General features: G+C 73.5%; 21 protein-coding genes. 4 read left to right on the top strand and 17 right to left on the bottom strand.

The annotated features are described in order from the left end of the window. Nucleotides 1-8 precede the first annotated feature (8 nt). Nucleotides 9-1,433, bottom strand: coding sequence for a type I glutamate--ammonia ligase (gene glnA / locus AC5R91_RS27615; protein ID WP_011606265.1), 1,425 nt, complete (start codon nt 1,431-1,433; stop codon nt 9-11). A 182-nt stretch (nt 1,434-1,615) separates the two neighbouring features. Here glnA and AC5R91_RS27620 point away from each other — a divergent pair, with 182 nt between their 5' ends. Beyond that, complete coding sequence (locus AC5R91_RS27620; protein ID WP_495394200.1) at nt 1,616-2,095, top strand: RDD family protein; 480 nt, start codon at nt 1,616-1,618, stop codon at nt 2,093-2,095. Between the two features lie 347 nt (nt 2,096-2,442). Here the strand turns inward: AC5R91_RS27620 and AC5R91_RS27625 are convergent, their stop codons facing one another. The 5 genes from AC5R91_RS27625 to AC5R91_RS27645 all read right to left on the bottom strand — a co-directional run bounded on the left by AC5R91_RS27625 (nt 2,443) and on the right by AC5R91_RS27645 (nt 6,393). After that, complete coding sequence (locus AC5R91_RS27625) at nt 2,443-3,273, bottom strand: DUF4191 domain-containing protein (protein WP_495394201.1); 831 nt, start codon at nt 3,271-3,273, stop codon at nt 2,443-2,445. Between the two features lie 137 nt (nt 3,274-3,410). Then, nucleotides 3,411-3,737 carry a hypothetical protein gene (locus tag AC5R91_RS27630; protein ID WP_495394202.1) on the bottom strand — a complete coding sequence of 109 codons (327 nt, stop codon included), beginning with the start codon at nt 3,735-3,737 and terminating at the stop codon, nt 3,411-3,413. Between the two features lie 135 nt (nt 3,738-3,872). After that, nucleotides 3,873-4,859: a lipoyl synthase gene (gene lipA, locus AC5R91_RS27635; protein ID WP_495394203.1), complete on the bottom strand. Its 987-nt coding sequence runs from the start codon at nt 4,857-4,859 to the stop codon at nt 3,873-3,875. Next, a complete protein-coding gene (gene lipB / locus AC5R91_RS27640) occupies nt 4,856-5,587 on the bottom strand; it encodes a lipoyl(octanoyl) transferase LipB (protein ID WP_495394204.1) in 732 nt (243 codons plus the stop codon). Before lipB ends, lipA begins: the two co-directional genes overlap by 4 nt. 41 nt (nt 5,588-5,628) lie before the next feature. After that, a complete protein-coding gene (locus AC5R91_RS27645; RefSeq protein ID WP_495394205.1) occupies nt 5,629-6,393 on the bottom strand; it encodes a Type 1 glutamine amidotransferase-like domain-containing protein in 765 nt (254 codons plus the stop codon). 375 nt (nt 6,394-6,768) lie between these two features. Here AC5R91_RS27645 and AC5R91_RS27650 point away from each other — a divergent pair, with 375 nt between their 5' ends. After that, nucleotides 6,769-8,760: a serine/threonine protein kinase gene (locus AC5R91_RS27650; protein ID WP_495394206.1), complete on the top strand. Its 1,992-nt coding sequence runs from the start codon at nt 6,769-6,771 to the stop codon at nt 8,758-8,760. A gap of 1 nt (nt 8,761) precedes the next feature. Here the strand turns inward: AC5R91_RS27650 and AC5R91_RS27655 are convergent, their stop codons facing one another. The 4 genes from AC5R91_RS27655 to AC5R91_RS27670 form a co-directional block, all read right to left on the bottom strand. Further along, a complete protein-coding gene (locus tag AC5R91_RS27655; RefSeq protein ID WP_495394207.1) occupies nt 8,762-9,673 on the bottom strand; it encodes a TIGR01777 family oxidoreductase in 912 nt (303 codons plus the stop codon). 102 nt (nt 9,674-9,775) lie between these two features. Further along, nucleotides 9,776-11,221, bottom strand: coding sequence for a 2-oxoglutarate dehydrogenase, E2 component, dihydrolipoamide succinyltransferase (sucB, locus tag AC5R91_RS27660; RefSeq protein WP_495394208.1), 1,446 nt, complete (start codon nt 11,219-11,221; stop codon nt 9,776-9,778). Nucleotides 11,222-11,366: 145 nt separating this feature from the next. Further along, on the bottom strand, nt 11,367-12,749 hold the full coding sequence (lpdA, locus tag AC5R91_RS27665) for a dihydrolipoyl dehydrogenase (protein ID WP_495394209.1): 1,383 nt from the start codon (nt 12,747-12,749) through the stop codon (nt 11,367-11,369). Nucleotides 12,750-13,162: 413 nt separating this feature from the next. Continuing rightward, entirely contained in the window at nt 13,163-14,764 is a 1,602-nt protein-coding gene (locus AC5R91_RS27670; protein ID WP_495394210.1) for a leucyl aminopeptidase, read from the bottom strand. A gap of 141 nt (nt 14,765-14,905) precedes the next feature. Between AC5R91_RS27670 and gcvT the strand changes: the two genes are divergently transcribed. Continuing rightward, nucleotides 14,906-16,003, top strand: coding sequence for a glycine cleavage system aminomethyltransferase GcvT (gene gcvT / locus AC5R91_RS27675; protein WP_495394211.1), 1,098 nt, complete (start codon nt 14,906-14,908; stop codon nt 16,001-16,003). A gap of 16 nt (nt 16,004-16,019) precedes the next feature. Here gcvT and AC5R91_RS27680 read toward each other — a convergent pair whose 3' ends face one another. Then, nucleotides 16,020-16,856: an adenosylcobinamide-GDP ribazoletransferase gene (locus AC5R91_RS27680; RefSeq protein ID WP_495394212.1), complete on the bottom strand. Its 837-nt coding sequence runs from the start codon at nt 16,854-16,856 to the stop codon at nt 16,020-16,022. Beyond that, the gene (cobT, locus tag AC5R91_RS27685; RefSeq protein WP_495394213.1) at nt 16,856-17,992 is read right to left on the bottom strand and encodes a nicotinate-nucleotide--dimethylbenzimidazole phosphoribosyltransferase; all 1,137 of its coding nucleotides are present in this window, start codon (nt 17,990-17,992) and stop codon (nt 16,856-16,858) included. Before cobT ends, AC5R91_RS27680 begins: the two co-directional genes overlap by 1 nt. A 291-nt stretch (nt 17,993-18,283) precedes the next feature. On the opposite strand from cobT, the gene AC5R91_RS27690 reads away from it, so the two are divergent. Next, nucleotides 18,284-22,558, top strand: coding sequence for a DUF4062 domain-containing protein (locus AC5R91_RS27690; protein WP_495394214.1), 4,275 nt, complete (start codon nt 18,284-18,286; stop codon nt 22,556-22,558). Here AC5R91_RS27690 and AC5R91_RS27695 read toward each other — a convergent pair. The 5 genes from AC5R91_RS27695 to AC5R91_RS27715 all read right to left on the bottom strand — a co-directional run bounded on the left by AC5R91_RS27695 (nt 22,484) and on the right by AC5R91_RS27715 (nt 26,908). After that, nucleotides 22,484-23,299, bottom strand: a complete 816-nt coding sequence (locus tag AC5R91_RS27695; protein ID WP_495394215.1) for a hypothetical protein — start codon at nt 23,297-23,299, stop codon at nt 22,484-22,486. The genes AC5R91_RS27690 and AC5R91_RS27695 overlap by 75 nt on opposite strands. A gap of 205 nt (nt 23,300-23,504) precedes the next feature. Next, nucleotides 23,505-24,101 carry a DUF2867 domain-containing protein gene (locus AC5R91_RS27700; RefSeq protein ID WP_495394216.1) on the bottom strand — a complete coding sequence of 199 codons (597 nt, stop codon included), beginning with the start codon at nt 24,099-24,101 and terminating at the stop codon, nt 23,505-23,507. Further along, nucleotides 24,098-24,253 carry a hypothetical protein gene (locus tag AC5R91_RS27705; RefSeq protein ID WP_495394217.1) on the bottom strand — a complete coding sequence of 52 codons (156 nt, stop codon included), beginning with the start codon at nt 24,251-24,253 and terminating at the stop codon, nt 24,098-24,100. The genes AC5R91_RS27700 and AC5R91_RS27705 overlap by 4 nt, the downstream gene beginning before the upstream one ends. 260 nt (nt 24,254-24,513) lie before the next feature. Beyond that, complete coding sequence (locus AC5R91_RS27710) at nt 24,514-25,278, bottom strand: nucleotidyltransferase family protein (RefSeq protein ID WP_495394218.1); 765 nt, start codon at nt 25,276-25,278, stop codon at nt 24,514-24,516. A 67-nt stretch (nt 25,279-25,345) separates the two neighbouring features. Then, nucleotides 25,346-26,908: a bifunctional adenosylcobinamide kinase/adenosylcobinamide-phosphate guanylyltransferase gene (locus AC5R91_RS27715; protein ID WP_495394219.1), complete on the bottom strand. Its 1,563-nt coding sequence runs from the start codon at nt 26,906-26,908 to the stop codon at nt 25,346-25,348. Nucleotides 26,909-26,916 lie beyond the last annotated feature (8 nt).

Consider the following 26,916-nt stretch of genomic DNA (forward strand, 5'->3'; position numbering starts at 1 on the left):
GCTGTCGGTCAGATGTCGTAGTAGAGGGTGAACTCGTACGGGTGCGGCCGGAGCCGGATGGCGTCGACCTCGTTGAGTCGCTTGTACTCCAGCCAGGTCTCGATCAGATCGGTGGTGAAGACGTCGCCCTCGCGGAGGAAATCGTTGTCCGCCTCGAGCGCGTCGAGCACCTTCTCCAGCGAGCCGGGAACCTGCGGAACCGCGGCCAGCTCGTCCGGCGGGAGCTCGTAGAGGTCCTTGTCGATCGGGTCCGGCGGATCAATCTTGTTGCGGATGCCGTCCAGGCCGGCCATGAGCATCGCGGCGAAGGCCAGATATGGATTGCAGCTCGGGTCCGGGACGCGGAACTCGACGCGCTTCGCCTTGGGCGAGTCGCCGCCGAGCGGGATGCGGCAGCACGCGGAGCGGTTGCGCGCCGAGTAGACGAGGTTGACCGGTGCCTCGTAGCCGGGGACCAGCCGGCGGTAGGAGTTCGTGGTCGGGTTGGTGAACGCCAGCAGCGCCGGTGCGTGGTGCAGCAGGCCGCCGATGTAGTAACGCGCCGTGTCCGACAGGCCGCCGTAGCCGTTGGGGCTGTAGAACAGCGGCTCGCCGTCCTTCCACAGGCTGGAGTGCACGTGCATGCCCGAGCCGTTGTCCTCGAACAGGGGCTTCGGCATGAAGGTGACGGTCTTGCCCCGGCTACGGGCGACGTTGCGGATGACGTACTTGTAGAGCATCAGGTTGTCCGCGGTCTTCAACAGCGTGTCGTAGCGGATGTCGATCTCCGCCTGTCCGGCGGTGCCGACCTCGTGGTGCTGCATCTCGACGGTGATGCCGGTCTCGTAGAGGACCCGGGTCATCTCCGAGCGGAGGTCCGTGAAATGGTCGGTCGGCGGGACCGGGAAGTAGCCGCCCTTGAAGCGGGGCTTGTAGCCGAGGTTGCCGCCCTCTTCCTTTCGGGAGGTGTTCCAGGCGGCCTCGACCGAGTCGACCTGGTGCATCGACCCGTAGGGGTTGTAGTCATAGCGGACGTCGTCGAAGATGTAGAACTCCGCCTCGGGCCCGAAATAGGCCGTGTCGGCGATACCGGTACCACGCAGGTACGTCTCCGCCTTCTTGGCGATGTTCCGCGGATCCCGGGAGTACTGCTCCTTCGTGATCGGGTCGTGGATGAAGAACGTCATCGCGAGGGTCTTGTGTTCACGGAACGGATCCACGAAGGCGGTCTGCGGGTCCGGCAGCAACAGCATGTCGGACTCGTGGATGGCCTGGAAGCCTCGAATCGAGGAGCCGTCGAACATCAACCCGTCGGTGAACACCGACTCGGCGAAGACCTGCGTCGGAATAGTGAAGTGCTGCATGATTCCGGGCAGATCACAGAATCGTACATCGATGAACTGCACGTCCTCGTCGCGGATATAACGGAGCACGTCCTCGGCTTTTGTGAACATTCGACCTCCAGCGTCCCGTCACGCTCATCAAGCCTGTAGGTTACGGCTTGTCGATGTGTCTTCGGTCATGCCCCGGCGGACCCGCGACATCACGAAGTCGTTTCGTTTGTGTTACAGGAGCGCACTTTATCACCCTTGGTGAACTGTTGGGTGCAGCTCGGTGCGGCGGATAAGCTTGCGCCGTGGGACGAGCACTTGGAGGCTGGCTCGAAGGGCCTGGTCTGCCCCGGGACACGCCGCCGGGCGTCCGGCTGGGGCTGCCGGCGGAGGGTCGCGGCTCGGTCGTGGGCTTCGGGCCTCGGCTGGGGGCCTACCTCATCGACGCGGTCGTGGCGAACCTGATCGTCGGCGTGCTGTATCTGGCCGGGCTCGGCTCTGCCGGTGACGTCCGCGGCCTGGCGATCTACCTGGTGTTCCTGCTGGAGGAGTTCATCCTCGTCAGCACCGGCGGCCAGACGATCGGCATGCGGCTGTTGGGCATGCGGGTGATCCGGCTGCGTGACCGCGGCCGGCAGTCCTGGCCCTGGGTCGGGGTGCGCACCCTGCTGCTGGCCCTGCTGGTGCCCGTGTTCATCTGGGACCGCGACCAGCGCGGCCTGCACGACCGTGCGGCCGGGACCGTGGTCGTGCGGGACCCCACTCGCGCGGACTCTGTCACCTAGAGCCGGCGGACTCTGTCACCTGGAACCAACAGGTCCGAACCAGGTCCCCGAAGCTGGGCGGGGCTGGTTGCAGTGCGTTTTGCACGGTCCAAACCCGCGATCGTCCGCATCGCACCGCAGACGCCTCCCGTACACCGCAACCGGCCGTTACCGGCCAGCAGCGTTCGTCGACGGCGGGGTGGGTACGACCACACAACCACTCAACGTTGATCGGCTGCGACCCCGAGTAGATAGGACGTACTCGCCTGACCGCATAGGTCCGATCGGTACGGGGGGCCGATCGGTATGGGGGCCGGCCGCGATCCGGCCCGGGGCAGTGGCGGGGTGGTCGGTGCCGGTAGCGCGTGTCAGCGCAGGCGGCCGCCCCGGGGCACGTTGCGGGGGATCGGGCCCTTCGGGATCGGCAGGGTCGCGCCGCCCAAGGCGCGCAGCCGGCGGTCGAGGGCGTCCACCTCCCCGCGGCGCAGGGTCCGACGCAGCCGCATCAGCGTGCCCTGGAGCTTCGGCAGCGGCGTCTCGCCCTCGCCGGTGCCGACGATGATGTCGGTCACCGGCGTGTCGCCGACGACCTTGCGGATGCGGCGCTTCTCCGCCACGAGCAGTTCCCGCGGCCCGCGGCCGCGGCCTTCCGCGATGATCACCACTCCGGCGCGGGAGACGACGCGGTGCACCACGTCCTGGTGGCGGTTCACGCCGACCGCGGGAGTGATCCGCCAGTCGCCGCGCATCCGTTCGACCACGCCGGCGGCGGCTCCCGGCTTGCCCTCCATCTCCGCGTAGGCGGTGCGCTGGACGCGCCGGCTGAACACGTTCAGGGCGACCACGACGCCGAGCAGGATGGCGATGGGGATCCACACGTACAGCGGCCCGACGAAGATGCCGAGCAGCAGGCCGATCACGAGCGGGACGAAGAAGGCCGCCAGGGTGAACCAGAGCACCTGCGGATCGCGCTGGCGAGTGATCTTGAAGACCACCCGCAACTGCGCGAGACGGGCTGCGAAACCGGTCCCGTCCGCGGCGCCGCCCGCGCCCGCACCGGCGCCGCGGCCCGCACCGCCACCGCGACCCGAGGCGCCGCCCCGGCTCCCGTCGTTCTTCCCGCCCGCTGCCGCGTTCCTGCCCGCCGCCGCGGGGGTCGACGATCCCGCGGTGTCCCTCGGCTGCTTCCTCAGTGCCATGACCGCGAGCCTACGGCCTCGCGGCTCGCCACAGTGCGGCTGTCGCGTCCGCCGGGATCATCCGCCGCGACCATCTGCTCGGTCTGTCCGATCCCCGCGGTCCTGGCTGCGGGCGGGGCGGCCCGCCGGCCGGGGAATCAGCTCTGGGCGGCGACGACCCGCGGCAGCCCGCGGACGGCCGCGCCGATGCGGGCAGTGGTCGCGCCGCCGCCCAGGCCGGCCAGGCGGGAGACCCGTGCGGCGCCCTCGGTGCCCGGGATGCTGGCGCACACGTCGGGTCTCGGTGCGGGCGCGGGTGCAGGTGCGATCGGGGCCACCGACACCGGGTCGACCCACCGGTAACCCGATGTGACGTGCAGGTCGGCGGCTGCGCGCCAGGCGTTGTGCCGCGCGGTCTTCTGTCCGCCATGCGGCAGCACGAGCAGAGTTGCTTCTTCGAGGACGCTGAGCAGTGAACGGAGCACGATGGGAACGACCTCCCGGCACGGTCGTGGGCGCACACCTCGATGATGGGCCAGAGAGAGACCCCCCTCGTGACAAGGGGGTGACGCTACGATGAGTAGCCTAGCCCGTCCGGGGGATGCCCACCAGCGTGCTCGTCACTGCGTGTGAGAGGTTTCCAGCACACTTTCGGGGAGATCGGACATCGCTGTGTGGCTCTCGCCACGAGCCGTGATCGCCTGCTGGTAGAGCCGGCCGGCCCGGTAGGACGAGCGCACGAGCGGCCCGGACATGACGCCGGAGAAGCCAAGCTCGACGCCGACGCGCTCCCAGTCGAGGAACTCCTCCGGGCGCACCCAACGCTCCACCGGGTGGTGACGGGGCGTGGGCCGCAGATACTGGGTGACAGTGAGTAGTTCGCAGCCGGCTGCGCGCAGGTCCCGCATGGCCTCGTGGATCTCCTCGGTGGTCTCGCCGAGGCCGAGGATCAGGTTCGACTTCGTGACGAGGCCGGCCGCGCGGGCCTGGCGCAGCACGTCGAGGGAGCGCTCGTAGCGGAACGCCGGCCGGATGCGCTTGAAGATCCGCGGCACCGTCTCGAGGTTGTGCGCGAGGACCTCGGGGGCCGCGCCGAAGACCTCGTCGAGCTGGTCGGCCCGCCCGCCGAAGTCGGGGATGAGCACCTCGACCCCGGTATCCGCGGACAGCGCGTGGATCTGGCGCACCGTCTCGGCGTACAGCCAGGAACCTCCGTCGGCCAGGTCGTCGCGGGCCACGCCGGTGACGGTCGCGTAGCGCAGCCCCATCGTGCGCACGGACTCCGCCACCCGCCGCGGCTCGTCGCGGTCCAGCGGGGTGGGACGGCCCGAGTCGATCTGGCAGAAGTCGCACCGCCGGGTGCAGACGTCCCCGCCGATCAGGAAGGTCGCCTCGCGGTCCTCCCAGCACTCGTAGATGTTCGGGCAGCCGGCCTCCTCGCACACCGTGTGCAGCCCGGCGGCCCGCACCAGCCCCTTGACGTCGGAGTACTCCGGGCCGGTGCGCATCCGGGTGCGGATCCACGGCGGCTTGCGCTCGATCGGCGTCTGCGCGTTGCGCGCCTCCAGGCGCAGCAGGGGACGTCCCTCGGGGGCGACCGCGCTCATCCGACCAGCTCCATCCGCTCGGTCCCGGGCTGCGGCTGCGGCCGCGCCGGGGACGCCGGGGGCGCGTCGGCCGGCTCGACCCGCGCGGTGATGCGATCGCCGAGGTTGCGCCCCCCGAGGTAGCGGGTGAGCACGGCCAGGGTGTGCCGCTCGACGACCGGCCGGGCCTCGGCGACGGTCACCGCCCGGCCAAGCTCGGCGGACAGGCTCGTCACCCCGGCGTCGGTGATGCCGCAGGGGACGATCTGCCCGAAGGCGCCCAGATCCGACGAGCAGGTCAGCGCGAAGCCGTGGGTGGTCACCGCCTGCCGGACCCGCACGCCGATCGCGGCGACCTTGCGCAGGCCATCCGTCGTCCAGACGCCGCTGCGGCCGTCGACTCGGCAGGTCGCCAGCCCCAGCTCGGCGCAGGAGTCGATGAGGGCCTCCTCCAGCGCGCGCACGTAGGCGACGACGTCCAGCGGACGAGGCAGCTTGACGATCGGGTAGCCGACGAGCTGCCCCGGGCCGTGCCAGGTGATCTTGCCGCCGCGGTCGACGTCGACGACCTCGGTGCCGTCCAGCGGCCGTTCGAAGGGCTGCGTACGCCGGCCCGCAGTGTAGACGCTGGGATGCTCCACCAGGATGAGCGTGTCGTCCACCTCGTCGGCCACTCGGGCCTCGGCGAGGGATCGTTGCATGTCCCACGCTTCGCGGTAGGGGACCACGGAAAGCCTCAGAACATCCACGCCACTCAGACTACGCCCGCGCCGCGCCGGGCCGGATTCCGTCAGCCGGCGGACTCCGAGCCCGGCGCGTCGTCGCCGCCGGGCGCACCGGGCAGCAGCCGGGGCACCACCGGGGTCTCGACCGCGGCGCCGTCGGAGCCGCGCTCGACCCGCCAGGCGTGCACGCCTGGCCGGTCGGCGACGGCCTCGACCAGCTCGGTGCCGCGAAAGTGCAGCCCGACGCCGTCGTCGGTCGCCCAGCCGGCCGGCAGCGTTCCGGCGGCGACGAGACGCTGGTACAGCGGGCGGCGGCCCGGCTCGGAGTCGTAGTGCGGCGTGTTGCTGAACGGCAGCAGGCCCAGCCCGTTCGTGACCGGCCGCAGGTCCGGGCCGAACGAGTCGGTGGTGCCACCGACATGCCAGCACAGGGAGCCGGCCGAGACGCCGCCGAGGACGACGCCGGCCTCCCACGCCTGGCGCAGGATCTCGCCCAGGCCGTGCACCGCCCAGACCGCGAGCAGGTTCGCCACACTGCCCCCACCGACCCAGATCACGTCCTGGGCCAGCAGATGGCCGCGGATGTCCGGGATGTTCGGCATGGGGAACAGCGCCAGGTGCGAGACCCGCACGTCGGGCCGGTCGCGGTTGAACGCGGCGTAGCCACGGGCGTAGGCGCCCTGGTCGTCGCCCAGCGCCGTCTGCAGCAGGCACACCCGGGGCCGCGGGCCGGCCCCGGCCAGGTCGATCGCGTGGGTCAGGATCGGCCCGACCTTCGCGCCGTACCGGCCGTCGGGAAGGAAACCGCCGCTGGTGGCGAGGATCTGCACTCGGGTCTCCCCCTGGCTTGTCGGCCGGCGGCGCTGCCCTCCGGACCCGGTCTCGGGCGATTGTCCGCCATCCGCGCATCCGCGCCGCCGCGGGGGGCCGCACGTCGCCGCCAGGTTTCCGGCCGTGCCCGGCAGGTCCGCCGCGCAGTCCCGCCCGGCGCCGGCCCGCACCCGCCGTGACCAGGCATGTCCCAACCCGGACCGGGAGGGGGGCGGGCGCCGCCCCAGAAGTGATCGTAAAAAGTTATCCACAACCGGACGAAGAACACTGCAGACCCACCCTAATTGAGCCTAGCGTCGCTACCTGTGACCTTCACCGACGATTCCGCGGACAGGCCGGCGCGGCGCGTCGGCGGGGCACCCGAGGTGCCGGGGGTGAGCGTGCGTTCCCGGCTTCGGGACGCGGGCTCCGGCGAGCTCTGGGCGGGTCAGTTCGACCAGTCCGGGATCGAGTGCGTCGTGCGCCGGGTGCGTCTCGCCCCCGACCCGGTGCTGCGCTCCGCGGCGGTCAGCGCGGCCCGCGCGCTGGCGGAGCTGGCGCACCCGCACCTCAATCCCGTGGTGGCGGTGCTGCCCACGGCGGAGGGGCTGGCGCTGATCACCGAGCCGGTCGTCGGCGCGATCAGTCTCGCCCGCCTGCTGGCGCTGCGCGGCGATCTGGATCCGGGCGAGGTCGTCACCGTCGGGCTGCCGGTCGCGCAGGCGCTGGCCGCCGCGCACGCGGTCGGCATCGTGCACGGCCGGCTCGAACGGGAGGACATCCTGCTGGAGCCGAACGGGCGCCCGGTCCTGACCGGCCTCGGGGTCGCCGCGCTGGCCGACGCCGCCCGGGCCGATCCCGTCCCGCCCGAGGCGGCCTCGGCGGACGTGCACGATCTCGCCGATCTGCTGCTGGGGGCGATGCGGGAGGCGACGGGCCCGGATGCCGCCGCGGTCGCGGTGGCCGTCGCCACGGCCATGATCGACGAGCCGCACCGGCGCCCGAGCGCCGCCGAGCTCGCCGCCGCGCTCGCCCGCAGCGCCACCCCCCTGCCCGTGCGGCTGCCCGGCGACGGCGAGCCGAGGACGGCCGTGCGCCCGGCGGGACCCTCACCCACGGAGACCCTGCCGCGGATTCCCCCGGTGGGCCGGACCCGCGCCGCCGAATCCCCGCCGCCCGGCCCGCGGCGCACCCCGGCCGGGCCGTCCGACCCACCCGGTTCGCCGCACCGTCCACAGCCCCCCGCCGGCACGGTGGGCGTCCCGGAGCCCGGCGGACACGGGGACGGGGACGGCGACGGCCGGCCGCGGCTGCTGGCGGGCGCCCGCCTGAACCCGGGGCCGGACGGCACCCGCGCCCCGCGCGACGGGCCGGGCCCGCGAGACGACGCCGACCAGCCCCCTGCGGGCGGCCCCACGCCCGGCCGGCCGACCATTGGCGCCACCGCCGTCGACGCGGCGGAGCTGCTCGACTCCCTGCCCCCGCCGCCGCGGCGTTCGACGCCCGCCCGCCGGACGTCCCGCGTCGCGGGCCGGGGCGGCGCCGGCACGACCCCGGCCGACGCGGGCCGAGCGGGCCCGGTGCAGGCGCCACCGGGAGCGTCGCGGCCCGCCGCCCGCCCGCCGCGGCCGGCCGCCGGTGCCGCGGGCGCGGCGGCCGGGGGGTCCCGCGGGACCCGCGGCTGGCCCGGTGCGTCCGCGGCGCCCGGTTCTCCGCCGGGGACGGCGGGTTCGCCCGGTCGGGCCGGTCGGGCCGGTCGGGCGGGTGCCGGCCGTCGACCGCGCCGGACGGGCGCCCGGCGGCGGCGCTGGCTGCTGCCGGTCACCGCGGGGCTGGGCCTGTTCGTCGTCGTGGTGGCCGTCGTGCTGCTCATGACGAGCCCGTCGGGGGACGGCACCAGCGATACCGCGGCGCCCGCGCCGCAGCCGGCGACGTCGCCCGCGGCCGGCGTGCCCGGCCGGGACCCGACCGCCTCACCGGTGGCGAACCAGTCGCCCGAGCAGATCTGGCGTGCCGTGCTGGACGAGCTCAACACCGCCCGCAGCCGGGCCTTCGAGCACGCAGACGAGTCCCTGCTGGGGCAGTCCGACGCTCCCGGCAGCCCCGCCTACAACGCGGACGTCACGCTCATGCGGCAGGTCGTCGCCCAGGGCGCGCACGCGTCGCCGCTGCACAGCGAGATCCTCGCTCTGCAGGTCCGCGACGACCAGGTGAACCGCACGGTGCTGCGGGTGACCGAACGCCTGGCCGCCTACGACTACCTCGACGCCCGCGGCCAGCTTCTCGCCCACCAGCCGGCGAAGGCCCCGCAGCGCCACGATCTCGTGCTGATCCGCACGGGCTCCGGCTGGCGGGTCTCGGAGAGCATTCCCCTCACGGGGAACTAGTTCAGGCGTCCTCGGTGAGGATCGCCTGCAGCGCGGTGTCGATGTCGGGGTGGGTGAAGCGGAAGCCTGCCCCGGTCAGCACGGCGGGGGTCAGCCGCTGGGAGGCGAGGACGCCTTCGTCGGCGAACTCGCCGAGGGCGGCGCGCAGGGCGAGGCGGGGTACCGCGGCGAACGCCGGACGGTGCAGCGCCGACGCGAGCGCCGCGGTGAAGGCGGCGTTGGTGACGGGTTCGGGCGCGACCAGGTTCACCGGCCCGGCCACCGAGTCGTCGGCGAGCAGCAGGCGCAACGCCGCCACGTGGTCGGTGCGGCTGATCCAGCTCAGCCACTGGCGGCCGGATCCCAGCCGCCCCCCGAGCCCCAGCCGGAACAGCGGGAGCTGGCGGCCGAGGCTGCCCCCGTGGCGGGAGAGCACGACCCCGGTCCGCAGCGTGACGACCCGGACGCCGGCCCCGCGGGCGGGCGTGGCCGCCGCCTCCCAGTCCTCGACGAGCTTGGCGAGGAACCCTGCGCCAGCGGGGGCGCTCTCGTCGAGCGGGCCGGCGTCGCCGCCCGCCGAGGTGCCGTACCAGCCGACGGCGCTGCCGGAGAGGAACGCCCGCGGGGGCGGGGTGAGGGTGGCGAGCGTGCGGGCGAGCAGGTCGGTGCCGGCGATCCGGCTGTCGCGCAGCAGGCGCTTGTAGTCGTCGGTCCAGCGGCGGTCGCCGATGCCCGCGCCGGCGAGGTGGAAGGCGGCGTCGGTGCCGGCGAGCGCCGCCGGGTCGAGCCGACCGGCGGCGGGATCCCACTGGATCTCGCCGCCGGCGCGGGGTGTCCGCCGGACCAGGGTGGTCACGGTGTGGCCGTCCCCGCGCAGGGCGGGGACGAGCGCCGAACCGATCAGTCCCGAGGCCCCAGTCACCACGATGCGCATGGTGACCATCGTGGCCGGTCGCCGCCTCGGATGCGAGGCGACGACCGGCCCGTGTCCGCTGACGGCGCCTGAAGGCGAACGGCGCCTGAAGACCGACGGCGCCTAGAGGCCCAGGTCGGCCTCGAAGGCACCCTCCTCGAGCCGCCGCTTGATGAAGGTCAGGAAGCGGGCGGCGTCGGCCCCGTCGACGATGCGGTGGTCGTAGGTCAGCGACAGGTACACCGCCGACCGGACGGTGATGACCTCCCCGAGCTCGGGGTCGTCGATGACGGCGGGCTTCTTCGTCACGATCCCCGTGCCGAGGATGCCGACCTGCGGCTGGTTGATGATCGGCGTGTCGAACAGGGCGCCCCGGCTGCCCGTGTTCGTGAGGGTGAAGGTCCCCCCGCCGAGCTCGTCCGGGGAGATCTTGTTGGCCCGGGTCCGGCTGGCCAGATCGTCGATCTTGCGGGCGAGACCGGTGAGGTTGAGGTCACCGGCGCTGTGGATGACCGGCACGACCAGGCCGCGCTCGGAGTCCACGGCGATGCCGAGGTTCTCCTCGCCGTGGTAGGTGACCGTCCCCGCCTCGACGTCGAGGCTGGCGTTGAGCTGCGGGAACTCGCGCAGCGCCTCGCAGGTCGCCAGCGCGAAGAACGGCAGGAACGACAGCTTCAGTCCCTCGCGGGCCTGGAAACCGGCCTTGGCCCGGTCCCGCAGCCGCGCGATGCGGGTGACGTCCACCTCGACGACGGTGGTGAGCTGGGCGCTGATCTGCAGCGACTCGACCATGCGCTTGGCGACCAGGGCGCGCAGCCGGGAGAGCTTCTCGGTGCGCCCGCGGACCGGGGCGGGGGTGGCGGTGCCCGTGCCGCTCGCAGCCGGGGCCGGCGCCGCGGGGCGGGCCGGTGCCGACGGCGCGGCGGGAGCTGCCGGGGCGGCGGGGGCCGCAGGAGCCGCCGGGGCCGCAGGGGCCGCGCCGGAGCGGGCCGCCTCCTGGATGTCCTGCTTGGTGATCCGGCCGCCGGGGCCCGAGCCGGTCACGTCGGCGAGGTCGACGCCCAGCTCGGCGGCCATCTTGCGGACCAGCGGCGTGACGTAGCGACCGATTCCGCCGTCGCCGTTGGACGTGGCCACCGGGGCGGGCGCGGTCGGTGCCTGGGCGGGCACCGGGGCCGGCTCCGGCGCGCGGACCGGCGCCGGCGCCGGGGCCGGGGCGGGCGGGGGAGCCGCGGCGGCGGGCTTGGCCGGCTCGGGCTCCGGCTCGGGCTCGGGCTCCGCAGCGGGAGCGGGAGCCTCGGCGGGGGCGGCCGCGGCGGAACCGCCGCCGGAGCCGTCGTCGATGACCGCGAGCTCGACGCCGACCTCGACGGTCTCGTCCTCCGCGACCTTGATGGAGCTGATGACACCGGAGGCGGGGGCAGGAATCTCGGTGTCGACCTTGTCCGTGCTGACCTCGAGAAGCGGCTCGTCGGCCTCGACGCGCTCACCCTCCTGCTTCAGCCAACGGGTGACGGTTCCCTCGGAGACACTTTCCCCGAGCCGGGGCATCGTGACAGATACAGACATGCTGGAACGACTCCTTCGTCGCGTCCGGCATGCACCGCGCAAGCGGCCGGCCGGAGGCGCTCATGCTTTGGCGTGAACGTGAGTACCTGGGCGGGATCGGGCCGCGGGGCGAACCCGGTCGCGGACCGATCCCAGGACGATCGCCCTAGCCGTGGACGTGAAGGGGCTTGCCGGCCAGCGCCAGGTGCGCCTCGCCGAGAGCCTCGGACAGGGTGGGGTGGGGGTGGATCAACTGGGCGACGTCGGAGGGGAAGGCCTCCCAGTTCGTGATGAGCTGGGCCTCGGCGATGAGCTCGCCCACCCGGTCGCCGACCATGTGGACGCCGACCACCGCACCGTCGGGGACCGCGATCAACGTCACGGCACCGGCGGTCTTGAGGATCTGCGACTTGCCGTTGCCCGCCAGGTTGTAGGTGACGGTGCGGATGTCGCCGAAGCGCTCCTTCGCCGCCGCGGCGGTCAGCCCGACCGACGCCACCTCGGGGTGGGAGTAGGTGACCCGCGGGACGTTGTCGTAGTCGACCGGCACCGGGTTGAGCCCGGCGAGCTGCTCGGCGACGAAGATGCCCTCCGCGAACCCCACGTGGGCGAGCTGCAGGCCCGGCCGCAGGTCGCCGAGCGCGGACACGGTGGGGACGTTCGTGCGCAGGTTGCGGTCGACCAGGACGTAGCCGCGGTCGGTCGCGATGCCGACCTCCTCGTAGCCGAGGCCGGCCGAGACCGGTCCGCGGCCCACCGCGACGAGCAGCAGCTCGGCCTCGATGGTCGTGCCGCTCTCCAGCGACACGGTGACCCCGTGGTCGGTCGTCTTCACGCCGGCGAAGCGGGCGCCGAGGTGCTGAGCGATACCACGCTTGCGGAAGGCGCGCTCCAGCAGCTTGGAGCTGGACTCGTCCTCCAGCGGCACCAGATGCGGCAGCGCCTCGACGATCGTCACCTCGGCGCCGTAGGAGCGCCAGACCGAGGCGAACTCGCAGCCGATGGCGCCGGCCCCGAGGACCACGGCGGATGCCGGCACGTGGTCGAGGGTCAGAGCGTCGTCGCTGGTGATGACCTTGTCGTGGTCGATGTCCAGCCCGGGCAGGGACTTCGAGTACGAGCCGGTGGCGAGCAGGACGTGCCGCCCCTCGATCACCCGGTCGCCGACGGCGACGGACGTCGGCGAGGCGAGCCGGCCGAACCCCTCGACCACCTCGATGCCGCGCGACTTGATCAGGCCGGTCAGCCCCTTGAACAGGCCGGCGATGACCGAGTCCTTGTAGGAGTTGACCTTCGCCATGTCGATGCCGTCGAAGGTGGAGCGGATCCCGAAGGATTCGCTCTCATTGATGTTGTCGACGATCTCCGCCGAATGCAGCAGCGCCTTGGTTGGGATGCAGCCTCGGTGCAGGCAGGTGCCGCCGAGCTTGTCCTTCTCAATCAGAACGACGCTCAGGTCGAGCTCCGCGGCGCGCAGCGCGGCGGCGTATCCGCCGCTGCCGCCACCGAGGATGACCAGGTCGACGGGACCGGCCGCTGAATCCGCCACGCCAGAGATCCCTTCTCGTTGACTTCTATGGTTGTGCCGGTGATGCCGGGAGCGTGACCCGTACCCACCGGTGTCGCGTGCCCGCGACGCCGGTGACACGGCCGGCCGCGCCGGCGGCGATCGTCGCCGTGCACGGCCGGGGACGCCGGCGTCGGCGTGCCCTTCGGGCCGGCGTTTCAGGCCACGACTCGCCACACCACGTCGGTCCGAGCCCAGTCTTTCACGCCGTGGGCCCCCTTCCGCTCGGATGGGCGAGTGTGCTGCATCGCGCGGGGTGCGGCCGCTGTCGACGCTCTGCCACCCACCCGATCGGTCAGTGGGCGGTCGTTCGACCGACATTCGGCCGATGTTCGGCCGGCGGTCGGGCGGCGGTCGGGCGGCCGTCGGCCGGCGTTCGGTCAGTCGGCGTTCGGTCAGTCGGAGATCGTGGGATCGTCGCCCGACGGCGTACCGGCGCGGTTCTCTGCGAGCTGGATGAGTGTGCGGACGATCACACCGGTGCCGCCCTTGGGTGTGTGCCCGTAGGGCTGCCCGCCGTTCCACGACGGACCGGCGATGTCGATGTGCGCCCAGCTCACCTCGTCGGGCACGAAGTGGGCGAGGAAATGCGCCGCGACCAGCATTCCGCCGTCCCGGCTGCCGCCGGGCGGGACGTTCGCGATGTCGGCGACCGTGGAGTCCAGCCCCTTGCGCAGCTCCGGCGGCAGCGGCATCGGCCAGACGCTCTCCCCGGTCGCGGCGGCGGCCGTCGTGACCGCCTCGACGGCGCCGTCGCGGCCCATCACCCCGCTCGTGCGCTGGCCCAACGACACGATCTGGGCGCCGGTCAGCGTCGCGATGTCCACGATCAGATCCGGTGCCTCCTCGGACGCCCGCACGAGGGCGTCCGCGAGGACGAGCCGGCCCTCGGCGTCGGTGTTGAGCACCTCGACCCGGGTGCCGCCGCGCAGCGTGAGCACGTCCGAGGGTCGGATCGCCTCGCCCGACGGCATGTTCTCCGCGCAGGGCATCCAACCGGTCACCGTGACCGGCAGCCGCAGGCGCGCCGCGGCGACGACCGTGGCGAGGACCGCGGCCGCGCCCGCCATGTCCGTCTTCATCCACTCCATCGCCGTCGGGGGCTTCAGCGACAGGCCGCCGGAGTCGAAGGTGATGCCCTTGCCGACCAGCGCGAGCGCCGGGCCCTCGCCACCGCCGCGCCACTCGAGGCGGATCAGCCGGGGCGGGTTGGCGGAACCCTGCCCGACCCCGATGATCCCGCCGAAGCCGCCCTCGGCCAGCGCCACCTCGTCGAGAACCTCGACGGTGACGCCGGCGGCGGTCGCCTTCTCGACGGCGACGTCGGCGAGCAGAGCGGGGGAGAGGTGGCTCGGCGGGGTGTTCACCAGGTCCCGGACCAGGACGACCGACTCGGCGACGACCACGGCACGGTCGATCTCCTCCTGCGCGAGCGACAGGGACCGGTCGTCCACGAGGAGCGTCAGCGCGCCGACGGGGGTGGGCAGTCCCTTCGCCGAGGTGGTGCGCAGGCGGTCGAAGGTGTAAGTACCGAGCAGCGCACCCTCGGCCACCGCCCGGACCGACTCCGCGGTGATCGCGCCGGGCGCGGCGGCCAGGGCCAGCGCCACGGATCCGGTCCCGGCCAGCGCTCGCACCGCCGTGCCCGCCGCGCGGCGCAGCACCTCCGCGTCCAGGGGGGCGGACAGGGGTGCGGACAGAGGGGCGGACAGGGAGTCGGACGCGGGGGCAGACGCGGACTCCAGCGGGCCGAGCCCGACCGCGAGGACGGTCGCCGCCGGCAGCGCCCCCAGGGTCGCGAAGCGAACGGTCTCGCCGGCCTTCCCGGTCGCCCCGAGCGAGGTGAGCACCGCGGCGAGCCGACCGCCGAGCGCCGCATCCACCTCGGCGCCGCCGCCGGCCACCAGGAAACCGTTCTCGCCGATCGCGGTGCCGATCACCACCGCATCCGCCTCGAGATCGACTAGAGCTGCTGAGCTGGGCGCGATGCTGGTCATGCGGTGAGCGTATTGAACGACAAGCACGGTGGACGACCCCCCGGGCGCCGCGACCGGTCCTTCGTCGCCCCATCGTCGCCCCATCGCCGCCCCATCGCCGCTCGTACCGATCCGGATCGCGGCGGCACTAGGCTGTCCGCCATGGCAGACCTGCGTCGATCTCCGTTGTACGGCCGTCATGTCGATCTCGGCGCGAAGATGGCCGGCTTCGGGGGCTGGGAGATGCCGATCGAATACGCCGGGCGCGGAGTGCTCGCCGAGCATCAGGCGGTCCGTGGCGCGGTGGGAATCTTCGACGTCAGCCATCTCGGTAAGGCGGAGGTGGTCGGCGCGGGCGCCGCCGAGTTCGTCAACGCCTGCCTGAGCAACGACCTGGGCCGGATCTCCGCCGGGCAGGCTCAGTACACGTTGTGCTGCGCTGAGGACGGCGGGGTCGTCGACGACCTGATCGCCTACCTCTTCTCCGCCGAGCGGGTCCTGCTCGTTCCCAATGCCGCGAACAACGCCGAGGTCGTCGCCCGTCTCGCCGAGGCCGCTCCCGCGGGCGTGTCCGTCACCGATCGGCACACCGGGTTCGGGGTGCTCGCGGTGCAGGGCCCCGCGGCCCCGACCCTGGTGGCGGCCCTCGGCCTGCCCGCCGACGGGGCGTACATGAGCTTCGTCGAGGCGGAGTGGAAGGGCCGCCCGGTGATCGTCTGCCGGTCCGGGTACACCGGCGAGCGCGGCTACGAGCTGCTGCCCCGCTGGGACGACACGCCGGCGCTGTGGGACGCGCTGTTCGCCGCGGGGGAGGCTCTCGGCGCGTCGCCGGTCGGTCTCGGCGCCCGCGACACCCTGCGCACGGAGATGGGGTACCCGCTGCACGGCCAGGACCTGTCGCGGCAGATCACGCCGGTGCAGGCCCGGTCCGGGTGGGCGGTCGGCTGGGGCAAGGAGCGGTTCTGGGGCCGGGAGGCGCTGCTCGCCGAGCGGGCCGCCGGGCCCGCGCGCCTGCTGTGGGGGCTGACGTCGACCGGGCGGGCGATTCCGCGGCCGCACATGCCCGTGACCGCGGTGGACGGCGCGCCGGTCGGCGAGGTCACCAGCGGCACCTTCTCCCCGACGCTGCGCCAGGGCATCGGCCTGGCGCTGCTGGACCACGGTGTCGCCGAGGGCGACACCGTGAACGTCGACGTCCGCGGCCGCCCGAGCCCCATGACGGTCGTGCGGCCCCCCTTCGTCCAGTCCTCACCCCGGTAGCGACCGCGGTCAGCCGCTACCGCTGGTGCCCCAGGAAGTGCACGGCGGGTGTCGGCAGGGTCATGGCCATGACGATCAGGGTCACCATGGTGGTGAGCTCGATGATCGCGCCGAGCATGTCCCCGGTCAGGCCGCCGAAGCGGCCGGTCAGATAGCGGCGCAGGGCCACCGAGAAGGCGGTTCCGAGGCAGACCGCGACGACGGCGCGGACGGCCCGGCTGACGTCCCCGCCGTCGAAGTCGAGGCGGCCGGCCAGCGCCGCCACCGCGCAGACGCCGACGACGGCGAGCACCGCGTCCCGGGTGCGGACCGTGCCGGCCACGAGCGCGCCGAGACCGTCCGGATGGGCGGGTGGGGTGCGCCCAGCGCAGGCGAGGGTCGCGGCGAGCCGCCCGGTCATGACGGCGACGAGGATCGAGACCGTGCCGCGATGCACGGTGATGGCGGCGCTGAGCGCCACGACCTGCAGCAGCACGACGAACACGACGCTGATGACGCCGAAGGCACCGATCGTCGACTCGCGCATGATCTCCAGGGCGCGGTCCCGCCCGCGCGCCCGCCGCGCGCCGAGGCCGTCGCCGAGATCGGCCAGGCCGTCGAGGTGCAGGCCCCGGCTGGCCAGCGCGAGGACGGCGATGCCGACCGCGGCGGGCAGCAGGCTCTGGTTGCGGTGGCCGGGCGTCCCGGTCGTGACCCGCAGGGCGACCACGACCACGGCGGTGACCAGCCCGAGGAACAGGCCGACCAGGGGGGCCAGCGCCATGGCCCGGCCGGCCAGACGCCGGTCCAGCCGCTCCGGCCCGCGCAGGGGAAGCGCCGTGAGCAGCGTGAACGCGGTTCTCGCCGCCACCATCACGTGACGTCGACCGCCGCGCCGTCGGTGGCGTCGAGACCGCCGCCGGCCTCGGACTTGCCGCTCACGCCGGCCTGGTCGAACGTCGCCATCTCCGCCAGCGTGGCCTGCGCGGCGCGCACCAGCGGCACCGCCAGCAGGGCCCCGGTGCCCTCGCCCAGGCGCAGCCCGGCGTCGATCAGCGGCGTGAGCCCGAGGGCGCCCAGCGCGATCGCCTGCGCCGGTTCGGGGGAGCGGGTGCCCGCCACCCACCACTGCCGGGCGCCCGGCGCGATGCGTTCGGCCGCCAGCGCCGCGGCGCAGACGATCACGCCGTCGAGGACGATCGGGGTCCGCCGCACGGCGGCCTGCACCAGCAGGCCGGCGAGCGCCAACAGGTCCGCCCCGCCGACGACCCGCAGCATCGACAGCGCGTTGCCGGCGAACGGCCGCCCACGCCGCATCGCATCCCGGATCGCGGCCGTCTTGACCATCCAACGGCGGTCGTCGATGCCCGTGCCCCGCCCGACCACCTCGATGGGCTCGCGGTCGCAGAGCAGCGCGACGATCGTCGCCGCGGGCGTCGTGTTCCCAATCCCCATCTCCCCGGGGACGAGCAGATCCGCGCCCGCGTCGATCTCCTCGTCCGCGATGAGCCGGCCGACGGCGAACGCCCGCTCGGCCTCGGCCACGCTCAGCGCGTCCGTCCGGTCGATCCGTCCGCTCGAGCGCCGCACCCGGTAGCGGTCGGGCGGCGCGGTGCCGTCGACTCCGCCCACGGTCGTGGGTCGCGGGCTGTCCACGGCGACGTCGACGACCCGCACGGCGGCCCCGACCTGGCGGGCGAGGACGTTGACCGCCGCCCCGCCGGCGGCGAAGTTGGCCACCATCTGGGCCGTCACGTCGCTGGGGAACGCGGACACGCCGAGCTCGGCGATTCCGTGGTCGCCCGCGATCACGATCGCCCGGACCCGCTCGAAGGGCCGCGGGGGACAGGTCCCCTGCACGCCGGCGAGCCAGATCGACAGCTCCTCGAGCCGGCCGAGCGCGCCCGGCGGCTTGGTCAGCTCGCCCTGCCGGCGCCGGGCCGCCGCCATCGCGTCGCTGTCCAACACCGGGACGACGGGAACGACGCCGCTAGCGTCATGGGAATCCACGAGGTCCTTACTACCTGATCGGTCTCGGGGAGCCGGCACCCCGTCTCCACCGCGGCAGGCAATGCCGGCGCGGGGTGGGTGTGGCGCCGAGCGGCCGGCGGCTCGGGGTCGAGGCGGGCGCGGTCGGACCGTCCCGGGGCGGCCACGCGCAGCGGCGGAGGATGCGGGCAACGGAGTCGATCGGATACGTTGCGGCATATGTCGTTCCCGGTTGATCCGTTCTCGGCGCGGATTCGGGCATCCGGCTCGGGTCCGGCCGGCGGTGGGCTGCCGGTCCCGCGCGAACGGCGGGTGTTTCTGAGTCATACGGCGGAGCTGCGTCGGTTTCCGCGGGAGCGATCGTTCGTCGCCGCCGCCGAGCGGGCTGTCGCGCTGGCGGGCGACCGGGTGATCGACATGGAGTACTTCGGCGCGCGGGACGTCGATCCGGCCGACTTCTGCGTGCGGACGGTCCTTTCCTCCGACGTCTACCTGGGGCTCATCGGGTTTCGTTACGGCTCGCTGGTGACCGGCCGGCCCGAGACGTCCTACACCGAGCTGGAGTTCGACACGGCAACCCGGGCCGGGATGCCCCGCCTGGTGTTCCTGCTCGACTATCTCGCCGAGGTTCCGTTCGGTGAGTTCGTCGACGAGAGCCACGCGGAACGCCAGAAGGCGTTCCGAAGTCGGTTGCGCGAATCCGGCATCATCACGGCGGATTTCCGCGGTGCCGGCGATCTGGAGACGGCCGTCCTCGACGCCCTGGTGAAGCTGCGGGAGAGCCAACGGCGCCTGGTCCGTACGGGCGGTTCCGGGCTGGCCCCGGCCGACGGCGTCGCGGGCATCCCGGGTGGGGGCGGTCAGCGCCGGCCGTGGATGCTCCCCGGTGACCGGGACGACCTCGTGCCCCGTCCCGCACTCACCTCGGCCGTGCTCGCCGAGGTGCTCGCGAGCGCGGCCGGCGGCGCTGGCGGGGCGGGCGGCGCTGGCGGGGCACCTGAGGGAGACGCCGCGCGGGACGTGCCTGTGGCGGGCGGAGTCCGGCTCGGCGCCGTCCGGGAACCCGTGGTGCTGCACGGCACCGGCGGGATGGGGAAGACGACGCTGACCCGGGAGGTCTGCCGGCAACCGGAGATCGCCGAGACGTTCGGCGGCGGGCTGCTCTGGGTCACCATCGGGGAGACGCTGGACGGCGCCCGGCTCGCGGAACGGATCAACGATCTCAGCGAGACGCTCAGCGGCGTCCGGCCGACCCTCTCCGATCCAGAACAGGCCGGCTTCCACCTCGGGACGCTGCTCGGGGACGAGTCCCGGCTGCTGGTCGTCGACGACGTGTGGAATCCGGCCCAGTTGCAGCCGTTCCTGCTGGGCGGGGCGGGCACCGTCCGGTTCGTCACCACCCGGCTGCGTGACCTCGTGCCCCGGGCGCGGATGATCGAGATTCCGGCGATGCTCCCCGCCGAGGCCATGACGCTGCTGTTGCGCGACCTCGGCACGCAGGCGCCGGAGGCGGCCGAACGGCTGCTGGGGGTGACCGGACGCTGGCCGGTGCTGCTGCGCCTGGTCAACCGCGCGCTCGTGCGGCAGGTCCGCGACGGCATGAGCGCGACGCGGGCCGCCGAGCGGGTGCTGCGCCGGATGCGCCGGCGTGGCCCGACCGGGCTCGACGTCAGCCGGGCCGCGCAGCGCACCGAGGCGGTCGAGGCCACCCTGGCGGCCAGCCTCGACCTGCTGACCGGGCACCGCCTGGAGCGTTACCTGGAACTCGCGGTCTTCCCCGAGGACGTCGAGATCCCGCGCCGGGTGCTCGACGCCTACTGGGGGGCCACCGGCGATCTCGATCCGGACGAGGTCGACGACCTCTGCCAGGAGTTGGCGGACCTCTCCCTGGTCGTCGCCTACCGCAGGTCGCCGCCCGCGCTGCTGCTCCAGGACGTGCTGCGCACCTACCTGCGGGCCCGGGTCGGCGAGGACCGGCTGCGCGAGTTCGAGGCCGTGCTCTGCGACGCGCTGCGCGACACCTTCCTGCCCGCCCCGGCCGCCCCGGCGACGGTGCCGCCAGCTGCCCCGCCTGCCCCGGCTGCCCCGCCCGCCCTGCCCGCCCCGCCCGCCCCGCCCGCCCTGCCCGCCCCGCCCGCCATGGCCGGCCCGGCCGGCCCGGGCGTGGCGCCGAGCGAGCCGTGGTGGCTGCTGCCGGAGTCCGCCGACTACGCCTGGACCCACCTCGTCGGCCATCTCGTCGGTGCGGGCCGGACGGCCGAGGTCGCCGCGCTGATCCGGGATCTGCGCTGGACGCTGGCCAAGCTGCAACGCCCGCAGCTCGGCCCGGTCGCCGTCCAGGCCGACCTCGCCCTTGCGGCGACCGTTCTGCCGGACGAACCGGTGCTGGCCGCCCTGCGCCGCGCCGTCCTGCAGAACGCCCACCTGCTCGCCCCGACCGACCCGCCGGACTCCCTCGGCGCGGTCCTGCTCAGCCGCCTCGACGGCAGCCCCGATCTCGACGACGCCCGGTCCGCCCTCGCGGCCCACGTCGCCACGCCTCGGCTGACCAACCGGTGGTCGCGTCCGGACCAGCCGCATCCAGCGCTGCGGCGCACCCTCGGCGGCCATCGCCGCTGGGTCGACGGGCTCGCCGTCGCCCCCGACGGGCGGATGTTGGTCTCCGCGGGCAACGACGGCACCGTGCGGCTGTGGGAGGTGCCGGACGGGCGGGGCCAGGCGGTGCTGACGGGCCACGACGGCGAGGTGCTCGACTGCGCGTTCGCGCCGGACGGGCGCGCCGTCGCCTCCGCCGGGGCGGACGGCACGGTGCGGACCTGGGCGGTGCCGCGGGCGTGGGACGACGGATCCGTGTTGTGGGCGGGTGGGTTGTCGGCAGGCGGGTCGTCGGCGGGCGGGCGTGGGGAGCCCGGCCCGGCGGTCCCGCCGAGCCGACCGGCCTCGTCGCAGATGCGCCGCGGCCACGTCGGAAGCGTCACCGCCTGCGCGTTCGGGCCGGACGGTGCCGTCGTCCTCTCGGTCGGCGAGGACGGGAGCCTGCGCTGCTGGGATGCCCGCAGCACGGCCTGCCTGCTCGCGGTCACCGTCGCCGACGTGCCGCTGCGCTGCTGCGTCCCGGCCCCGGACGGCGGCTGGATCGCCGTCGCCGGGGATGACGGCGTGATCCGCATCCTCGACCCGTCGACCGGGCGGCAGGCGACGATCCTCACGGGCCATCGCGGACCCGTCCTGGCGCTGACCGTCGCGCCGGACGGCGGCTGGTTGGGATCGTCGGGGCAGGATGGCACGTTCCGGCGGTGGTCGATGCCCGCGGGCCGCCCGATCGGAACGATCCGGGAGAGCTCCGGAGCGATCCGGGGCGCCGCGGTCGGCCCGGACGGCCGGCTGCTGGCAACGACGAGTCGGGAAGGCGTGATCCGACTGTGGGATGCGGCTGCGGAGCGTCATCGGGCCGACCTGTCGGGGGCGGTCGGCAGCCGCACCTGCGTTCTCTCGCCGGACGGAACCTGGGTGGCCGCCGCCGACCGCTACGGCGTGATCCGGTTGTGGGCCACTGACGTCGACCTGCCGAAGCCGTCCGCGGGCGGCCGCGACGAGCCGATGCGCGGATGCGCCGTCGTGGTCTCCCGCGAGCGTGGCGTTCCGCCGCGCGTCGTCGCCTACTCCGACCACGGCACCGCGGCCGCCTGGGACCTGGCGACCGGCGAGCTCACCGGCACCGCCGTCGCCGGTGCCGTGGAGATGGCCCGCGGGGTCGAGGTGAGCCCCGACGGGGCCTGGGTGCTCGTGCCCGAGACGCTCACCGCGCTGCGCCGGTGGGATCCGGTGGCGGGCGCCGTCGCGGGGACGCTGACGGCCGACGCCGAGATCAGCAGCTTCGCCCTCGATCCCACCGGCACCTGGGCGGTCGCCACCTGCATGGACGGGACGCTGCGGCGGTGGGACGTCGCGAACGGGCACCCGCTGCCGCCCCTGGCCACCCCTCCCGCCCCGACCGGCTCGTCCACTCCGCCCGGCCCGTCCATTCCGCTCGCCTCGTCTGCCTCGTCTGCCTCGTCTGCCTCGTCTGCCTCGTCTGCCTCGTCCGGCGTGCCGGGTCCACCTGCGTCCCGGGGCGCCGCCGAGGCCTGCGCAGTCAGCCCGGACGGGCGCTGGACCGCCGTGGGCGGAGCGGACCGGATCGTGCGGCTGTGGGAGGCCGCGACCGGCCGGCTGCGCCGCGAGCTCGCCGGGCACACCGACAGCGTCCTCGGAGTCGCGTTCTCGCCCGACGGCAGGCTGCTGGCCTCCGCCGGGGCCGACCACACCGTGCGGGTCTGGCGAGTCGACCACGGCACGTCCGTCGTGACGCTGACCGGCCATCTGCACACCGTGCGCTCCGCGCGGTTCTCGCCGGACGGGGCATGGCTGGCCACGGCGGGCGGCGACGGCGCGCTGCTGGTCTGGGACGCGACGACCTGGACCTGCGCCGCCGTGATGCGCTTCGACGGGGGGGCCCGGGACTGCGTCTGGCTACCGCCCGGGCTGGGCGGCGGCATCATCCTGGCCTGCTCGGCCGGGCTGTACCGCTACGACCTCGACCTCTGACCGGCGGGACCCGACCTCGGTCTGCGCGACGGCCGCGGAACTCGTGGCCCGGGCGACTCCGACGATCACCCGAGCGTCGTCGCTGACCAACCATCGAAGCCCGTCGACGACAATCTCGACGCCGGGCCGCTCGCGGGTGAGGTCGACGTTCCCGCCTGGCAGGGACGCGAGGCGCCTGCGTATCTCGTCGTCGAGCTCCTCGTCGGTGGCGCTCCGTAGTTTGAAGATCCGGTCGAAGGAGGTTCGCGCCCGGCTGGACAGGTACGCCGTTGCCGGGTCGATGGCCGACGGGACGTCGACCCGAACCAAGGGCTCACCCGGTACGGGCGGATCGTCAGCCGCGCCGCGTAGATATCCACGACCACTCCGGCGCCGGCGGAAACGCGACGGCACGCCTGCGCGGACCTGAGCCCAGGTGCGTTCTCTGTGCACGGTCGAGTACTCGGTGACGGCCGTGCCCTCCGGGGTCAAAACGAGGACGTACCCGTCCCTGGCCAGCCGGATGAACCCGCGCGCGGACACCGTCCGAGCGGACCGCAGCAGGAACTCCTCAAGTATCGACCGTATCTGCGCCTCGGCAGCCTCGTCGGATCCTCCGTGGTGGAAACGGAATGCGTCCCTTGCCCGGAGGGACACTCCGATCTCGTAGGCCTCGTCCGGACTGAGGTCCAGGGGCATCGACGGATGTGCGTCGATCTGCCGGGCCGTACCCGACCAGCCACCAGTGATCTCCGGTGCCACTGCGGCCGATCGGCGCACGAAGCCCTCGCACCCGGGCAGGCGGCACCAGCCGTCGGCGTGACGGGTCAGGTTCTCGCACTTGGCGCCGTCCGAGTGGTAACGCGCGCAACACCGTTCCGGTAATTCTTGACGCATCCGCACATAATGCACCACCCACAGCTCGGATCGGGGGGTGGGTCGAGTCCAACACGCGAAGCCTTCCGACCTACCCTGAGATTCGGACTAAGCGGGACAGAAAAGTCGCCTCGAGGTCATGCGTGATGTCGGGGAGCTTCAGCCAGCATGCCAGGCTTCTGCGCGCCCTCCCCGGGCGCGAAGATCGCGGCCATTCGGTCACCGTATTCTTGGGGAACGGCGCGGAGACGAGCGACGGGATGATCAGGCGGTGAAACGGCTTCACCACCGCGAAGTAGGCGCGGCCAAGCGTGTCGTTCAGCTGCACCTCGGTGGTGAAGCTTCCGCGCGGAGCAAAGCCCTCGCGTGTCACGAAGATCACGCGGAAGGCCAGGTGCGGGTCGGAGCCCGCGCAGACGACACGGTCGGCCTCGATCGAGCGCACGACGAGCGGACCGAACTTTCCCCCGACGGAAAGGCGGACGCTGCGGCCGTAGTTTCGTTCCTGCGTCTGGAAACCAAGGCGGCCGGCGACGACGTCCCGCGCGGACAGCAGCATCTCCAGCCACCGCGGTGCCGCTTCGAGGATGCGGGCGCAGAACGCGGGCGCATCCATCGGCTTGGGCAGGGCAACGGAGTAGGTGTCACGGTAATCGACGCGATCGAATCGGTCGGCGGACTCGCTCATCGCGAGGCCGCGATGAGCGAGTCGAGGACGGCGATCGGCAGGCCCTTGACCGACGTCCGGCCCGACATGAAGGCGGTCTCGCCGATCTCACACTCGAACCGGACCTCGTGCGCCAACCAGCCCCGGCCTGGTCGAGACCCGGCGGATGGCATACCCGACCTCTGTCCTGAACAACCTTCGAGACAGAATCATGGGGGACTGGAAGGACCTTGCCGGCCTGGGTGTCCAGGTCCGCGCGACGGCCGTGGAGCCTCTCGAAGGCAAGGTCCAGGTCACCGTGGCGGCCGCGGCTCCGAGGTCGGCCGACGGCGTCAGGAGGGTGGGATCGGTGGAGACGACCAGAAGGCTCGACGTTTCCATCGCCCCTCCTCGGCTGTTCGCCTCCTGGTCGTTTCTTCCCAAGGATGAGGGGCTACGACGGGTGTGGGGCGGCCGGCCTCGAACCTCTGGGGTCGGCTTCCGATCCATTGTCTGCGATTTCGCCGACACCGTGTCCGCCCCGCTCCTGTGGAGGGGTTGGCCGTCCCTTGCCGATCGCGAGTACGAAGGTGGCGTCGGGGGTCCGCTGCTGCTGACCGTGCGCTGGGCCGTCGCCGAACACTTCAGGCCGGACCGGGCGTTCGACGTCTACCAGATGGCGGCGGACGCGCCCGTTCGCCGCTGGCCGGCCGGGACGCTGAGTGCTCCGGCGTCGGAGCCGACCTGGCTCACCGAGCGCCTTGCCAGAGGCCTGGCGCCGATCCAGGAGCCCGATCCTGCCGCCCTGTACCGGTGGCCGAAGCAGGTCGACGTCCGAGGAGTCGGTGTCGTCGCCGCGAGCCACCGAGCCGAAGACGGACAGTTCGGCGACGCCGTAGCGCCGGCATACCTCGGCGATCCGGCTGTCACGAAGGTCGACGGTCACATGGCCATTATCGCCAGAGAAAGCCACGACCGCACGGCTCAGGTCCCGTCTCGCCGGACGGCGCAGAAAGGCACCATGCGTTTGCTGCTGGACGCTCTGAGGTCGCGGCCTGGACGTGGGTCGCCGCTGCCCAAAAGTACCTCGGCGAGGCGGAGGTGGTTCGCATAGCCGTGATGTGGTCGTCCAGCCGGGGCTCGAACCAGCTTTCGAGGCCCTGACCAGCACCGTTTCATAGTAGTGCTGGATCTCAAAGCGACAGATCGCGAACCGCACTCAACCAGGTCAGAGGCATGATCGGAAAAAGAGTGGGGCGGGTGGGGCTCGAGCCCATCATTGACGGTTATGAGTCCGTGGCTCGGGGGCGTAGCCGGATCGCCGTGCCCGCCACGACCTGCCAGACCTCGTCGGAGGCGGCGGCGAGCTCGGCGTTGAGGCGACCGAGCGCGTCGCGGAAGCGGCGGCCGGCGGCCGTCGGCGGCACCACTCCGGAGCCGACCTCGTCGGTGACCGCGACCACGCGGCGCGGGGTGTGCCGCCACGCCTCGATCAGCTCGCTCGTGCGGGCCGCCAGCTCCGGGTCGTCGAGCGTTGCCGCGACCCACAGCCCGATCCCGTCAACGAGCAGCGGCGGCCCCGGCGAGCGCAGCAGCGGCACCAGACCGAGGGTCTCCACGGTCGTCCACGCCGCCGGTCGGCGCTCGCGGTGCGCAACGATCCGCGCCGACCACTCGGCGTCCAAGGGAGCCGTGGGGTCCAGGGGCACCGACGTGGCGACGTACACCACCGACGGCTCGGCGAGCAGCCGGCGCTCCGCCTCGGCGGACTTCCCCGACCGGGCCCCACCGGTGATGAGCACCCGGTGCGGCGGGGGCGTCGCGGAGCTCGGAGATGCGCCGCGGCGTGCGAGGTGCGGGGCGGGAGCCGGGGACTGGACGGCTGGGAGCGGGGCGTGGGGCACCAGGTCGAGGACGGCACCGTCTCCGGGCGCCTGCGCGCCGAGCAGGGCGAGGCGGCGGTCCAGCTCGTCGCCGGGGGGATTGCGGTGGCTCAGGTGGACGGCGAGCACCTGGGTGCCTTCGACCACGGCGCCGCGCCGGCGCAACTCCGCGACGACCTCGGCGAAGGTGTCGAGGCCGAGGTGCTCGCCGAAGCCCGGCCGGTCCCCGTTGTTCTCCTCCAGCAGCACCACGTCGTAGGCCCGGCCGGCGACGGCGGCGAGGGTGGCCGCCGGCAGCGGTGCCGCGGTGTCGCAGCCGTACAGCAGCCGGCCGCCGTCCGGCGCAGTGACGTCGTAGAGCACCGCCGGGCCAATGCTCGCGTCGCCGTGCCGGGCGGCCAGCGGCCGGACGAGGTAGCCGGCGCCGTCCACACCGAGCCGCAGCGGCGCCCCTGCCGGCCCGGTCTGCGCCGTCGGCTCCTCCGTCGGCCCGGTCTCGGCTGTCGGCCCGGTCTCGGCTGTGGGCCCGGTCTCGGCTGTGGGCCCGGCATCCTCCGCCGACGCCATGGCGGTAACGAACCGCAGGGCGGAGCCCTCCCGGGTCGGGTCGGCCCCCTCCCAGCGGGTCAGGAACTCGCGGCAGACCGCCAGCGCCGCGGGCGGCCCGACGACGTCGAGCGGCCGACCGGCGGCGGACGACCACGACCGCCACATCAGGCTCTCCGGACCGAGGTGGTCGGGATGCGCGTGGCTGATCAGCAGATGGCGCAGGCCGGAAAGCCGGACACCGAGCCGGGCGGCGGTTCGCGGCACGTCGGGCCCGCAGTCGATCAGCAGGGCGTCGTCGACGAGGACGGCGGTCTGCCCGCGCACCTCGTGCTCCCGCGCCCAGGCGCAGGACGCGCAGTCGCACCACGGGTTCGGCCAACCGTCCGCCGAACCCGTGCCGAGCAGGGTTATCCGCACTGCCGCCG

It is taken from the genome of Frankia sp. BMG5.60 (genome assembly GCF_059428125.1).

Bases quoted from the DNA above. Each gene is read 5' to 3' on its own strand.
- AC5R91_RS27625 (WP_495394201.1), bottom strand. From the start codon at position 3,273: ATGGCACTGAGGAAGCAGCCGAGGGACACCGCGGGATCGTCGACCCCC.
- AC5R91_RS27700 (WP_495394216.1), bottom strand. From the start codon at position 24,101: ATGAGCGAGTCCGCCGACCGATTCGATCGCGTCGATTACCGTGACACC.
- gcvT (WP_495394211.1), top strand. From the start codon at position 14,906: ATGGCAGACCTGCGTCGATCTCCGTTGTACGGCCGTCATGTCGATCTC.
- AC5R91_RS27655 (WP_495394207.1), bottom strand. From the start codon at position 9,673: ATGCGCATCGTGGTGACTGGGGCCTCGGGACTGATCGGTTCGGCGCTC.
- AC5R91_RS27680 (WP_495394212.1), bottom strand. From the start codon at position 16,856: ATGGTGGCGGCGAGAACCGCGTTCACGCTGCTCACGGCGCTTCCCCTG.
- AC5R91_RS27670 (WP_495394210.1), bottom strand. From the start codon at position 14,764: ATGACCAGCATCGCGCCCAGCTCAGCAGCTCTAGTCGATCTCGAGGCG.
- glnA (WP_011606265.1), bottom strand. From the start codon at position 1,433: ATGTTCACAAAAGCCGAGGACGTGCTCCGTTATATCCGCGACGAGGAC.
- AC5R91_RS27705 (WP_495394217.1), bottom strand. From the start codon at position 24,253: ATGCCATCCGCCGGGTCTCGACCAGGCCGGGGCTGGTTGGCGCACGAG.
- sucB (WP_495394208.1), bottom strand. From the start codon at position 11,221: ATGTCTGTATCTGTCACGATGCCCCGGCTCGGGGAAAGTGTCTCCGAG.
- lipA (WP_495394203.1), bottom strand. From the start codon at position 4,859: ATGAGCGCGGTCGCCCCCGAGGGACGTCCCCTGCTGCGCCTGGAGGCG.